We start from the raw sequence: 13,899 nt of genomic DNA, 5'->3' as shown, positions 1-13,899 counted from the left end.
CGTCCTTCGGTTTCGGCGGCACTAACGCGCATCTGATTCTTCAGCAGGCTCCGCCGATCCCGGCGCGCCTGCCGACGCCCTCACCGGCGGTGACCACGCTGGTGGTCAGCGGGAAGAGCCCCGAACGTCTCGCGGGGATGGCCGCGATGCTGGCCGACTGGATGACCGGCGCCGGGGCAGATGTGCCGCTCGCCGACATCGCGCACACCCTCAATTACCACCGGACGCATCAGTCGTTGTTCGCCACGGTCTGCGCCGCGCAACGCGATGATGCGGTGTCCGGCTTGCGCGCGCTGGCAGCCGCACAGGACGCACCGGGAGTGGTCGGCCCGCACCCGGGCGCCTGCGAACCGGGCGTGGTGTTCGTCTACTCAGGTCAGGGATCGCAGTGGGCGGGGATGGGCCGGCAATTGCTCGCCGATGAGCCGGCCTTCGCCGAAGCGGTCGCGGCCCTGGAGCCGGATTTCCGCGCCGAGGTCGGTTTCTCGCTGCACGACGTGTTGGAAAGCAGTGCGGAACTGACCGCCATCGAGCAGATCCAGCCCGTGCTGGTGGGCGTCCAGTTGGCACTGACCGCGCTGTGGCGCGCCTACCGGGTCGAGCCCGATGCGGTGATCGGCCATTCGATGGGCGAGGTGACCGCGGCGGTGGTCGCCGGAGCGCTGACCCCGGCCGAGGGTTTCCGGGTGATCGCCACGCGATCACAGCTGATGTCCCGCAGCGCCGCCACCGGCGCGATCGCCCTGATCGAACTCGGCGCAGACGCCACCGCGACGTTGATCGCCGACTTCCCGGAGGTGACGGTGGCGGTGTACGCCTCACCGCGCCAGACGGTGGTGGCGGGACCCGTCGAGGCAGTCGAGGCCGTGGTCGCCCGGGCCGGCTCGCAGAACATCTTCGCCCGCCGGGTGAACGTCGACGTGGCCTCCCACCACGCCATGATGGACCCGATCCTGCCGGAGCTGACTGCCGCGCTGGCTGATCTGGAGCCCGGCTTCCCGGTCGTTCCGCTCATCTCCACCGTGGAAAGTGCCGGGGACGCACCACAATTGGACGCCGAGCACTGGGCGGCCAACCTGCGTAACCCGGTCCGGTTCAGCGACGCGATCGCCGCCGCCGGCGCCACCCACGCCACCTTCATCGAGATCAGCCCGCACCCGTTGCTCACCAAGGCGATCTCGGACACCCTGACCGACCCGGATATCGGCAACAGCCATCACCACAGCCTGGGCACCCTGCAGCGTGACGCCAACGACACCATCGCGTTCCACACCGCACTGAACGCGACCTTCACCGTCGCGCCCCCGCTCGGCGAACACCCGCCCGAGCCGCACCCCCCGCTACCCCGCACCCCGTGGCGGCACACCCGGCACCTGCTGGACTTCGCACCGGCGTTGCGGGCGGGCGGTCCCCGTCGCAGTGCGCGACGGACGCCGGTCGCGGAGGACAGCCCGGTGCCGGCGAACTGGTTGTACGAGAACGCCTGGGTCGACCGTCCGCTGCCGGCCGATCCGGCCGGAAGCGCCGGCTCGTGGGCGGTGCTCGGGGACGACGTGCTGGCGGGCGAACTCGGCGCCGGCCCACTCGACGTCGCGCAGCACGTGCTCTTCGTGCCGCCGGCCGGCGGCTCCTCGATCGACGTGGCGGCGGCGTACCGACTGTTCAACGAGGTGCGGCGGATAGCCACCGAACTCGTCGCGCTGCCGTCACCGCCCACGCTGTTCTTCCTGACCCGTAACGCCCAGCCCGTCGTCGACGGTGACCGGGCCAATCCGGTGCATGCCGTCCTCTGGGGTCTGGGCCGCACGCTGGCTCTCGAGCATCCGGAGATCTGGGGCGGTGTCATCGATGTCGACGAGTCGATGCCGGCGGTGCTGGCCGCCGGCCGTGTCCGCGACGAGGCGGCCGCCGGTGACGGTGAGGACCAGGTGGTCTACCGAGCCGGTGTACGGCATGTACCACGCCTGCACCAGTGCGGCGCCGGGGCAGCCGGCACTGAACTGTCCATCGGCAGCAGCCATCTCGTCATCGGCGCCACCGGGCACATCGGCCCCTCGCTCATCCGGCAACTCGCCGGGATGGGCGCCGGAACGATCGTCGCGGTGTCGCGCAACCCGGGCGAGAAGTTGAGCGAATTGGTCCGCGAACTCTCCGAGAGGGGTACCACACTGGTCGTGGCGGCTGCCGACGTCACCGACGAGAAGGCGATGGCCGCGCTGTTCGACCGGTTCGGCGGCGACCTTCCCCCGCTCGAGGGTGTCTATCTAGCCGCTTTCGCCGGCGGTCCGGTGACGCTGGCCGATATGACCGACGAGGACGTCACCACCATGTTCGCCCCCAAACTGGACGCTCTCGGCGTTCTCCACACGCTGTCGCTGCGGACGGATCTGCGCCATTTCGTGCTGTTCTCGTCGATCTCGGGTCTGCTCGGCTCACGCTGGCTGGCCCACTACACCGCGACCAGCGCCTTCTTGGACACCTTCACCCAGGCCCGGCGCAATCTGGGTCTACCGGCCACAGTGGTGAACTGGGGATTGTGGAAGTCGTTGTCGGACTTGCAGACTGAGGCCGGCGATGTGATGTCCAGTGCCGGTCTGGTGCCGATGGAAGACGCGGTCGCCATTCAGGCGCTGCCGCTGGTGATGGGTCCCGGCGCGCCGGCGCAGACGGTCGTCGTCGACGCCGACTGGCCGCTGCTGGCCGCTGCCTACCGCACCCGCGGGGCGCTGCGCATCGTCGATGACGTGTTGGCACAGGCGGACGCCGCCGGCGCGGATGCTCCGGAGAGCGAGTTCGCCAGGGAGCTGCGCGAGTGCCCACCGGAACGGCGCCGCGAACTGTTGGCCGACCACCTGGCCGCCACGGCGTCCGCCGTGATGGGACTGCCGGCCGGCCAGGTGCTCGATTCGCAAGCCGGATTCTTCCAACTCGGGATGGATTCGCTGATGAGCGTCACCCTCCAGCGCCGCCTCGCCGCCGGCCTCGGCATCGGCCTGCCGGCGGCACTGATCTACGAATATCCGACCGTTTCAGCGCTGACCGATGCGCTGCTGGAGCGGATGGGTTACCCGCCGGCGGATCAAGCCCCGGCGGCGGCGCGATCGGGCCTCGGTGCGCGCGCCCAGCAACGGGCCCGGCTCCGCCAGGGTTCACAGGTGAGCAGACGGAAGGGACACGTGGTTTGACCACCGACACAGGTGAAGCGGTGACCGATTTCCCACCAAATGCGATAGCGGTCATCGGCATGGCCGGCAAGTTCCCCGGTGCCGACTCGCTGAGCCAGTTCTGGGACAACCTGCGCCGCGGGGAGGAGTCTGTTGCCACGTTGTCCGAGGAGGCTCTCACCGCCGAAGGGGTCAGCGCCGAGACGCTGGCCAATCCGGCCTACGTCCGGCGTGCGGCCATGCTCAACGGCATCGAGGAGTTCGACGCGGACTTCTTTGGAATGAACCCGTACACCGCGCGGATGATGGACCCCCAGCAGCGGCTGTTCCTGCAGACCGCCTGGCATGCCTTCGAGGACTCCGGCTACGACCCCGCCGGCTTCGACGGGCTGGTCGGCGTTTTCGCCAGCAGCACCGCCAGCGGCTACCTGATGGACAACCTGATGTCGCACCGCGACGTCAGAAAGCTTGTCGGCGAGGGCATCACCGTCGAGATGTTCAACCTGGTGCTGCTCAACGACAAGGACTATCTGGCGACGCGGACCTCGCACGAGTTGAACCTGCGCGGACCCAGCCTGTCGGTGCAGACCGCCTGCTCCTCATCGCTGGTGGCCGTACACCTGGCCTGCCAGAGCCTGCAGACCGGCGAATGCGATATGGCGCTGGCCGGCGCCTCGGCGATCCGGGTGCCGCATCGGGTCGGCTACACCTTCGAACCGGGTGCCATGGTGTCCCCGTCTGGGCACTGCCGGCCGTTCGACGTCCGGTCCGACGGGACCATCTTCGGCAGCGGAGTGGCTGCGCTGATCCTCAAACCGTTGCGAGCGGCGCTGCAGGACGGCGACCGCATTCACGCCGTCATCCGCGGCTCGGCGATCAACAACGACGGCTCGGTGAAGGTCACCTACGCCGCCCCGGCTGTCGCCGGCCAGGCGGAGGTCATCGCCGAGGCGCACGCCGTCGCCGACGTCGACTCCTCGAGCATCGGGTTCGTGGAGACCCACGGGACCGGCACCCCGCTGGGTGATCCGATCGAAATCGAAGCCCTGCGAAAGGCTTTCGAGGTCTCCGATCTGCCGCGCTCGGGACCCTGCGTGCTGGGATCGGTGAAGTCCAATATCGGCCATCTCGACGCCGCGTCGGGGGTCACCGGACTTGTCAAGACGATCCTGTCCCTGAAGAACAAGGCCATCCCGCCGACGGTGCATTACACCGCGCCCAATCCCGAACTGCACCTGCAGAACACGCCGTTCGTCGTCGCGAAGTCCTTCACCCCGTGGGAGTCCGACGGCCCGCGCCGGGCCGGTGTGAGTTCCTTCGGGGTCGGCGGCACCAACGCGCACGTCATCGTCGAAGAGGCCCCGCAGACCCCGCCCCCCGTCGCGGTGCCGACCGGACCGCAGGTGCTGCTGCTGTCCGCCAAGACCGACGAGTCGCTGCAGGAAGCCCGAGCTGCGCTGGCCGCCGAACTCGCCCGCGACACCGATCTGCTGCTGTCCGACGTGGCGTTCACCCTCGCCGCCCGCCGGCCCCACGAGATCCGCATGGCAGCCGTCGTGACCGACCGCGCCGACGCCTGCGCCGTGCTGACCGCCGCCGAGAATCCACGAGTCTCGGTGAGCCACTGCCCGCCGGAGGGTAAGCCGGGTGCTGAGCGGGTGGCGTTCCTGTTCCCCGGGCAGGGAGCCCAGCATCCCGGGATGGCCCAGGATCTCTACGACGCCGAACCGGTGTTCCGGGAGACCTTCGATCGGTGTGCCGCCGGATTCGCCGAGGAACTCGGCATCGACCTCAAGGCCGAGGTGTTCGGCCCCGGCGGGCAGGAGCGAAGCGAGGGGTTGGAATCCACCGACCTGGCCCAGCCGGCGCTCTTCGCGGTCGAATACGCGCTGGCGCAGTTGGTCCTGTCCTACGGGGTCACCCCGGCCGCGTTGGCCGGTCACAGTATCGGTGAACTCGTCGCCGCAACCGTGGCGGGCGTTTTCGATCTGGAGACCGCGATCAAGGTCGTCTCGACCCGGGCACGTCTGATGCACGCCGCACCGGCGGGCGCCATGGTGGCGGTGGCGGCGAACCCCGATGACATCGCCGAGCACCTGAGGGCCGAGGTCGACCTGGCCGCGGTCAACGAGTTCGGCAGTTGCGTGCTCGCCGGCCCCGATCAGGCCATCCGCGATCTCACCACCCGTCTCGGCGCGGCCGGCGTCCTGGCCCGGCGGGTCCGCACTTCGCATGGCTTCCATTCCCAGTCGATGGATTCGGTGCTCGCCCCGTTCGCCGAGTACCTGTCGACGCTGACCCTGCATCCGCCGCGAATCCCGATGCTGTCCAATATGACCGGCACCTGGATGACCGACGAGGAGGCCACCGACCCCAATCGCTGGGCCCAGCACATCCGCTCGACCGTGCGTTTCGCCGACGAACTCGAGACGCTGCTCGCCGATCCGCACCGGGTGGTCCTCGAGGTGGGGCCCGGTGGCAGCCTGACCGGGTCGGCGCTGCGCATGCCGGGGTGGGCGGAGTCCCACCGGGCGATCCGGCTGATGCGCCACCCCGTTCAGACCCGGGATGACCGGGAGGTCTTTCTTCTCGCGCTGGGCCAGTTGTGGTCCGCCGGGGTCGAGGTGGACTGGACGCCGCTGTACGGCGAACATCCGCGGCGGGTCACCTTGCCCGGCTATGCCTTTGCGCGCCAGCGCTATTGGATCGAGCCGGACCTCACGGCGGTACGTAAACCCGGTGGGCAGTTCCAGGACGGCGCGGTGGCTGCTGCCGCCGCGTCGGCCGGCGGACAGTCCGCCGGCGCGCCGGACGCGGGCGCGCAGATGCAGGCCACCCTGCAGCGAATCTGGTCGCAGTGCCTGGGCGTGGAGTCGGTGTCCCCCGGCGACAACTTCTTCGAACTCGGCGGTGACTCGCTGGTGGCGATCGGCGTGGCGATGACGGCATCACACGAAGGTGTGGAGCTCACTCCGCAGGATCTCTACGACCACAACACCCTGGCCGCCCTGGCCGGCACCTTGGCGGTACGGCTTACCGCGGGCAACCTGGCGAGCCAGGACACCACTGATCTGAATCTTCCTGTGCCGCCCAATATCCTGCGTCTCCTCGACGGCGGGCTGGCCGATCCGGGCCGCTGGCGGGTGCCCTTGGTGTTGCGGCTGGACTCCCGGGTGAGCGCCGGTGACGTCCGCGCCGTCCTGACCGCGGTGGTCAATCACCACGACGCGCTGCGGATCCGGCTGGTGGACCGGTCCGGTGTCTGCGAGCAGCAGATCGGCGCCACCGGTGAATTCACCGACCTCGCCGAACAGGCACTGCCCGCCGACGCCGGCCCGGGCACGCCGCGGGAACGGGAAGCCTTGCAGGCCATCGTCTCCGGCGCACTCGCGGGACTGGGCCTGGACAGCTCGCCGCTCACCGCGACATATGTCGTCGGTTCCGGGGACCAACCGCGATTCCTGGTGCTCACCGTGCACGGGATGGTCGATGATCCGACCTCACGCGAGGTGTTGGTGACGGATCTGCTGATGGCGTTCGGGCAGCGGCTGGCCGGCAGCGATATCACCCTGGAACCGGCGACCACGACCTGGCGGGAATGGTCACAACGCTGTACGGCGCTGGCATCGCATCCGGCGGTGCTGGATCGGCTGCAACACTGGATCGACACCGAGAAGTCCGGGACGCTTCGATTGGCCGCCGCGGATGCCGCCGCCGGTGCGCCCGGTGCCGGTGATCTGATCCGGCTCCCGGTTGCGTTGTCCGCCGAGCAGACCGCGCATATCGACAACGCCCGGCGAATCCTGCAGGCCTCCACCGAGGAGATCCTGTTGGCCGCGCTCGCACGCTGTCTGCCGGAGACCTTCGGTGAGGGCGTCGCCACCGTGGACCTTCTGGGTTCGGCGCGCACGTTCCTGCGGCCGGAGGCCGATTTCCGCAGAACAATCGGTTGGTTCTCCACGATCTACCCGATCGCCCTGCCCTGTACCGATGCCCCCGGCGGGCAACTGCTGGCCCACGTCGGCGAGATCGCGAAGGCGGTTCCGCACCACGGGATCGGCTATGGCCTGCTGCGTTATCTGCACGCCCCGACCGCGGGACTGCTGGGGGCCGCCGGCAGGGCGGACGTGTTGTTCACCTACCTGGGGATGATCCCGGAGTGGCAGGACAACGACGCCCCGGTGCAGTTCGACAGCGATAGCGAACTGACGGTCCGTGAAACCCTTCCGGGGCTGGGTCATCTGCTGGAACTGCGCGCCTACCGACTCGGGGGCGTGCTGCACGTGGACTTCTGGTGCGACGGCCGGCGGCTGCCGGCCGGCACCGGCAGTACGGTAGAGGCGCTCGCCGAACGGTTCCCGGCGGCGGTGATGCAACTCCTCGGTGAGGCACTCGAAGGGGACCCCGACAGCGACGACGACGAAGCCGAGGATGAGGCGTTGACCCTCGTCGAATTGTCGGCCGCGGTTTTCGACGACGACGAGTAGCGAGTAGGTGTGATGTCAGAGCCAGACAGGGGTGTGCACGACAGGGGTGCCCACCACAGGGGTGTTCACGTCGAGGGGATCGGCAAGTCCTTCGGTTCGGTCAACGCACTGCGGGACGTCTCCTTCGATGTGGCCTGCGGTGAGGTCGTCGCACTGCTGGGCCCCAACGGCGCGGGCAAGACGACCACCGTGGAGATCCTGTCCACCCTGACCAGGCCCGACCGGGGCCGCGCCCGGGTGGCCGGTCACGACGTTGTCGCCGACGCCGCTCTGGTGCGGCGCTCGATCATGCTCACCGGCCAGCATGTGGCGCTCGACGAGATGCTCACCGGCGAAGAGAACCTGGTGATGTTCGGACGGCTGCGGGGCCTGACGAAAGCCGCGGCCGTCGCGCGGGCCGGCGAACTGCTGCGGGAGTTCGACCTCGAATACGCCGCCGGGCGCCGGGTCGGCACCTACTCCGGTGGTATGCGCAGACGGGTGGACATCGCCTGCGGCCTGGTGGTCCGGCCTGAAGTGGTGTTCCTCGACGAGCCGACCACCGGGCTGGATCCGCGCAGCCGCCAGTCGATCTGGGAACTGGTCGGCACCTTCAAGGACGCCGGTATCGCGACCCTGCTCACCACCCAGTACCTGGAGGAGGCCGACGCGCTCAGCGACCGGATCGTGGTGATCGACCGCGGCACCATCGTCGCCCAGGGCACCGCCGACGAACTCAAGGAACGCACCGGCGGCACCGTCTGCGAGATCGTGCCGCGCGATCCGGCCGAGGTGTACGCGGCCGTGGCGGCACTGGGCCCGCTCGTTCCGCAGGCCAGTCGGGCCGCGGTCGCGCCAGGGGCGGACCGGGTGAGCATTCCCGCCCCCGACGGCCCGAGCACGTTGGGTGCCGCTTTGAACCGGTTAGACGCCGCGGGGATCGCATTGGCCGATATCGCGCTGCGCAGGCCGTCGCTGGACGATGTGTTCCTCGCGTTGACCGGATCGACCGCCGGTGACCATGAAGCTGAAACCGTTGCCGGCGAGGTGTTCACGTGACGGTCCCGGCCGCGGCGCTGCCGGTCCCGTCCGGACTCCGGCAGTGGTGGGTGCTGACCCGGCGGCTGATAGCCCCCACCCTGCGCAACGGTGAGGTCGCGGTGGGCGTGGCTGTTTCGGCGGCGGCGACGGCCAGCCTCTACATCCCGCTGAACCGGGTCATGAAGGGGCCCGACCTGGGCATGAGCAGTTATGCGCAGTACCTGGTGCCGCTGATCGTGTTGCAGGCCATCGCCTTCGCGTCGATCTCCACCGCCTTTCGCGCCGCGACCGACTCGGTGCAGGGGATCAACCGCCGGTTTCAGTCCCTGCCGATCCGGCCGTTGACGCCGTTGGCGGCCCGGATCACCGCAGCGGTCTACCGCTGTGTGATCGGGCTGGTGGTGGCACTGGCATGTGGGTACATCATCGGCTTCCGGTTTCACCGCGGGTGGGTCTACGCCGCGGCGTTCTGCCTGCTGGCACTGCTGACCGGCCTGGCGCTGGCGTTGCTCGGAGACACCCTGGGCACCAAATCGCGCGACCCCGCCGCGACCGCGCAGTGGTTGCTGCTGCCCCAGCTCATCTTTGGCTTTCTGTCCGTGGGAATCCAACCGCTGCAACGGTTCCCGGAGTGGGTGCAACCGATCGTCGAAAACCAGCCGATCTCGCGGATCATCGACGCACTGCGCGTCCTGTCCGGCGACTCCGGCGACGGGGTGGCACCGGTGAGTTGGTCGGCGATCGCGCCCGCGCTGGCCTGGATCGTCGGCATCGTGGCAGTGACGCTGCCGTGGGCTTACATGGTCTATCGGCGAAGAAGCTGATGGCGATTCTTCACACCGCACCCCTCGGCGCTCCCGGCGCCGAAACGGCGGCCGCCCCGCGCAACGGCCTGCTGCGGGAGACCGCCGTGCTCACCCGGCGTCTGCTGGTCCGGTCGATCCGGACACCGATGACGCTCGTGCACGCGATTCTGCTGCCGGTGGCGTTCCTACTCACCCTCAAGGTGGTGTTCGGCAACACGATCACCTCGATGACGGGGGAGAATTCCCTCTACCGAAGCGTTCCCCTGGTGGCACTGGTGGCGGCGATGTCCGGGTCGACCACGGGGATGGTCGGCATCAATTCCGAGCGCCTCGACGGTTTCCTGGGCAGGCTGTGGTCCCTGCCCATCCATCGGGCTGCGGGACTGCTCTCCCGGGTGGTGGCCGAGACCATCCGACTGATCGTCACCACGCTCGTCCTGCTGGTAACCGGACTGATCCTCGGGTTCCGCTTCCACAGCGGGGTGGGCAGTGCGTTGGTGTGGTTCGCCATCCCGGTGATCTTCGGGGTGGCCTTCGCTGCGATTGCCACCGTGGTCGCGCTGTACTCGCCCCGGACGGTCATGGTGGAGGCGATGCAGCCCGTCATCATCTTGGGTGCCACATTCTGCACGGGATTCGTCCCGGTGGAGATGTACCCGGACTGGGTACAGCCGGCCGTTCGCCATCAACCGATGTCATCGGCTGTCGACGCGATGCGCGGACTGTCAGTGGGTGGGCCGGTGCTCGAGCCGTTGGTCAACACGCTGCTCTGGTGCGCCGCGATCCTGGCGGTGTGCCTCCCGCTGATCGTTGCGGGTTACCGCAGAGCGAGCACCAACCGGTAACCGGCGTGTCAAAGGGAAAGGTGCACACAGGTGTTTGGCTCAACGCCGATCCGCTATCTGTCGCCGAGCGAGGAGTTCTACGCCACAGCGGAGAACTTCATCGGCCTCGTCGTTACGCTGCGTGGCCCGGTGGATGCCGGCGCGATGGCGGAGGCGTTCGAGATGCTGCTGCGGGCCCACCCCGCCCATGCCGGCCATCTCGAGAAGGGTGCCGACGGCCGCCACCAGATCATGGTCGACGACTACGAGCATGAGGGAATGTGGCTGGAGAAACCAGGTGCCGACGCCGATGGGCGCCAGCCCGATCAGTCCGTGGCGCTGCTGAACCTGCGGCTGAAGCCCGGCCAGGAGAGTTCCGAACTCACCCTCTACACCCATCATGCGCTGGCCGACGGCCACCACCAGTTCGCACTGCTGGAGAAGCTGTTCGGCTGGTACACCGATATCGTCGCCGGCGCCGGTGTGGGGCGGGTGAAGGCCGAGCCCATCCCGGTGGCGTTGGAGGACGTGCTCGCACAGCGAGGTATCGAGAAGCTGGCGCGGTTCGGCCTGGAGCGCTTCCTGCCGGCGATATTCGCCTATGAGCTGCCCGCGTCCAAGCGCAACGCGGGACGCGTCGGCCCCCAGTCGGTTCGGGTGCCGTCGGCATCGTGTCGGTTGTCCCGCCAGGAGACCCAGGACCTGGCTGGAATCTGTGCAGACCAGCGGATCAGCGTCAACGCGTTGGTCGCCGCCGCGATCCTGATGGCGGAGTGGACTATTCGCCAGACCCCGCACCTTCCGATCCCCTACATTTACCCGGTCGATCTCCGCTTTTTCCTGACCCCTCCGGTCGGCGCGACCGAGGCCACCAACCCGGTGGGAATGGCGATGTATCTGGCGCAGATCAGTCCCGGCACCAGCATCATCGAATTGGCCCGGGATATCGTCGAGGCGTTCCGCGCCGATCTCGCCGACGGCGTCATTGCGCAGTCGTTCCTGCATTTCGGAACCGAGTACCAGGGCAATCCGCCCGGACTGCCCGATGTCGTGATGGCCACCGACGGTGGGGAACTGCCGCCGTTGCGCACCCCGCCGGATCTTGCGGTCGAGCAGTACGACCTCGAAGTGCGATTCACCTCGACCTCGGCCGGTGTGGACATGTACTCGATCGGAACCTACGACGGCCGGTTGCTGGTGAGTTACAACAGCCACGGTCCGGATCTCGATCGCTACGTCGCCGAGATCCACAAACTCCTCGTCGGGGTTCCGGCCAAGTACGGCCGGGTGACCGAGTAGCGGCTCAACCCGTTGGGCTCACCGCCTTGAGGTCGGATTCGCCCGGTGTCTCGCCGATCCGGTCGAGCAGCTCCTGCAGGGCCGGTGCGAATCCGTCGGCCAGGGAGCGCGGGTCGGGTAGCAGTGCCGGGCAGGAGATCACGGCGATGTGCAATACGCCGTTGGCCGAGTACAGGGTGACATTGAGTCCTACACCGAGCATGACCGGTCCGAAGGAGTACATCGAGCGGACCGCCGCCCCCAGCAGGTAGGGCGTCGGCGGACCGGGCACATTCGAGACGACGATGTTGTACATCGGGCGCAACCGGGTCAGCCGCGCGTATGCCCGCTTGGCCAGACCGAGCGGAAGCGGGCCGATCACCTCACCCCAGTCGTTGAGCAGCGTCCCCATCGCCGCGCTGTGCTCTTTGTCGACGGCACTGGCCTGCGCGACATACCGCAACCGTTCGACGGGGTCGGCGATCTGTGTCTGCAGCCTGGCGTGGATACCCGAGACCTGGTTGTGCGCAGTGGAATCGGATAGTCCGTGCGCCGACACCGGCACCAACGCGGTGAGCGACTTCGCCGGCAGCTCACCACGTTCGAGGAAGAACCGGCGAGCCTGTCCGCCGACGAGGGACAATGCCACATCGTTGACCTTGACCCCGAAGTGATTGGCGACCTTCTTGACATCGGCAAGATCGAGCCGGGCGAAGGAGACCTTGCGATCGGCGGTGAGCTTCCCGTTGAGCACAGTCCGCGGAGCGCTGAACGGAGCGGCCATCGCCCGGCCGGCCACCGCGCGCCGTGCACTGTCGACCACCGCGGACAAGGTCGCGGGCAGCAGTCCGGCGATACGGAAGGGCCGGCGGAGGAACCGGAACAGACCGTCGATCGCGATCCGCACCGAGCTGGGAACCGGCGCAGCCGGAAGAAGATCCGGCGGCGGCGGGTCGGACTCCGCGCTGCATAGCCGCGACATGAGTTTGCTGTAGGTGACCCCGTCGGACAGGGCGTGGTGAAGCATCAGCATCACGGCGACCCGGCCGCGTTCCAAGCCCTCGATGACCCACATATGCCAGAGCGGCCGGGTGTGATCGAGTCGCACCGTCGCCAGGTATCCGCAGAGATCCTCCAACTCCGCCCGCCCGCCGGGGGCCGGAACCGCGATCCGGTGCACGTGCCGGTCGATGTCGAAATCGGTGTCCTCGACCCACACCGGGAAGTCGAGATTCAACAGCGGGTCGACCAGCTTCTCCCGCAGTTCCGGGACACCCCGCAGCCGAATCGACAGGGCGTCACGGAAACGGTCGAAACGGTAACCGCCGGGAACCGTCGCCGGATCCAGTTCCAGCACCCCGAAGACCTGGAGCGGCTGGGTCGCGGTTTCCAGCGACAGGAAGCTGTCGTCGAGTCCGCTCATTCGCCGCGGACGTATCACGAGGGAAATGCTATCGGTTCGGCGCTCTCCGATCTTCTCCGCAAGCACCTCCAGGATTCACCTCTAGGATCACCGGGTGCATGGAGGTGGGCAATGGTGATCCTGATTACCGGGGCTTCGACCGGGATCGGAGCCGAGTTCGCCCGGCAGTTCGCGGCCCGGGGCGACGACCTGGTGGTGGTCGCCCGCAGCGTGGACAAACTCGATCACCTCGCCGCGCAGCTACGGCAGGCGCACGGCGTCAACGTCACCGTCGTGGAGATGGACCTCTCGGCCCCCAGCGCCGCCGCCGACCTGTGGCGGCGGACAACCGAGTTGGGAATCGACGTCGACGTGCTGGTCAACAACGCCGGCTTCGGGACACACTCCGACATCGCCGATTCGGATCCCGCTCGCCTGGAGGACGCGATCGAACTCAATTGCCGCACGCTGGTCGGCGCCACCGCCCGCTATCTGCCCGCCATGCGGGCCAGGGGGCGGGGCGCCATCATCAACATCGCCTCGACCGCGGCGTTCCAGCCGTTACCGAAGATGGCGGTCTACGGTGCGACGAAGGCATTCGTGCTGTCGTTCACCGAGGCGCTGTGGGAAGAGGAGCGCACGCACGGCATCCGGGTTCTCGCGGTCTGCCCCGGCCTCACCGACACCCCGTTCTTCGAACTGGCCGGGGAGGCCGCTGCGGGGGCCGCGGCCGGTTCGGCAGCCCGGGCCTTCACCCGGACTCCGCAGCAGGTCGTCGAACACACCATGCGCGCGCTGTCCGGCCGCAAACCCAGCTTCGTCGACGGCGTCGCGAACGCCTTCGTCGCACGGGTGGTCACCCGCCTGCTTCCCAAGCGGATGGTGATCGCCTTGTCAGGCCGGCTGCTCCGCGGCTGA

The 13,899-nt window shown here is 68.4% G+C and carries 8 protein-coding genes; 7 read left to right on the top strand and 1 reads right to left on the bottom strand.

Features of this window, described 5'->3' with window-relative positions:
- The 6 genes from ADBZ5N_RS05510 to ADBZ5N_RS05485 form a co-directional block, all read left to right on the top strand.
- Window positions 1–3,185, top strand: a 3,185-nt coding sequence (locus ADBZ5N_RS05510; protein ID WP_526256477.1) for an SDR family NAD(P)-dependent oxidoreductase, incomplete at its 5' end; no start/stop codon positions are given.
- Window positions 3,186–3,244: 59 nt separating this feature from the next.
- Window positions 3,245–7,651: a beta-ketoacyl synthase N-terminal-like domain-containing protein gene (locus ADBZ5N_RS05505; protein ID WP_526256481.1), complete on the top strand. Its 4,407-nt coding sequence runs from the start codon at window positions 3,245–3,247 to the stop codon at window positions 7,649–7,651.
- 12 nt (window positions 7,652–7,663) lie between these two features.
- Window positions 7,664–8,689 (top strand): efflux ABC transporter ATPase subunit, DrrA-related, encoded by a 1,026-nt coding sequence (locus ADBZ5N_RS05500; protein WP_526256480.1) that lies wholly within the window; start codon window positions 7,664–7,666, stop codon window positions 8,687–8,689.
- Window positions 8,686–9,495 (top strand): ABC transporter permease, encoded by an 810-nt coding sequence (locus ADBZ5N_RS05495; RefSeq protein ID WP_526256476.1) that lies wholly within the window; start codon window positions 8,686–8,688, stop codon window positions 9,493–9,495. Before ADBZ5N_RS05500 ends, ADBZ5N_RS05495 begins: the two co-directional genes overlap by 4 nt.
- Window positions 9,495–10,322, top strand: a complete 828-nt coding sequence (locus ADBZ5N_RS05490; RefSeq protein WP_526256475.1) for an ABC transporter permease — start codon at window positions 9,495–9,497, stop codon at window positions 10,320–10,322. The genes ADBZ5N_RS05495 and ADBZ5N_RS05490 overlap by 1 nt, the downstream gene beginning before the upstream one ends.
- A gap of 30 nt (window positions 10,323–10,352) precedes the next feature.
- Window positions 10,353–11,600, top strand: a complete 1,248-nt coding sequence (locus ADBZ5N_RS05485; RefSeq protein WP_526256474.1) for a phthiocerol/phthiodiolone dimycocerosyl transferase family protein — start codon at window positions 10,353–10,355, stop codon at window positions 11,598–11,600.
- A gap of 4 nt (window positions 11,601–11,604) precedes the next feature.
- Here the strand turns inward: ADBZ5N_RS05485 and ADBZ5N_RS05480 are convergent, their stop codons facing one another.
- A complete protein-coding gene (locus ADBZ5N_RS05480; protein WP_526256473.1) occupies window positions 11,605–13,020 on the bottom strand; it encodes a WS/DGAT/MGAT family O-acyltransferase in 1,416 nt (471 codons plus the stop codon).
- 93 nt (window positions 13,021–13,113) lie between these two features.
- Here ADBZ5N_RS05480 and ADBZ5N_RS05475 point away from each other — a divergent pair, with 93 nt between their 5' ends.
- Window positions 13,114–13,899, top strand: coding sequence for an SDR family NAD(P)-dependent oxidoreductase (locus ADBZ5N_RS05475; RefSeq protein WP_526256472.1), 786 nt, complete (start codon window positions 13,114–13,116; stop codon window positions 13,897–13,899).

Origin of the sequence: Mycobacterium sp. (genome assembly GCF_044370595.1) — a bacterium.
Classification (GTDB): domain Bacteria; phylum Actinomycetota; class Actinomycetes; order Mycobacteriales; family Mycobacteriaceae; genus Mycobacterium.
Note: the sequence above shows the minus strand (reverse complement) of the source record. Positions and strands in the feature narration are given on the sequence as shown.

Excerpts from the sequence above, each read along its gene's own strand:
- ADBZ5N_RS05505 (WP_526256481.1), top strand. The coding sequence starts at position 3,245 with ATGGCCGGCAAGTTCCCCGGTGCCGACTCGCTGAGCCAGTTCTGGGAC.
- ADBZ5N_RS05500 (WP_526256480.1), top strand. The coding sequence starts at position 7,664 with ATGTCAGAGCCAGACAGGGGTGTGCACGACAGGGGTGCCCACCACAGG.
- ADBZ5N_RS05490 (WP_526256475.1), top strand. The coding sequence starts at position 9,495 with ATGGCGATTCTTCACACCGCACCCCTCGGCGCTCCCGGCGCCGAAACG.
- ADBZ5N_RS05475 (WP_526256472.1), top strand. The coding sequence starts at position 13,114 with ATGGTGATCCTGATTACCGGGGCTTCGACCGGGATCGGAGCCGAGTTC.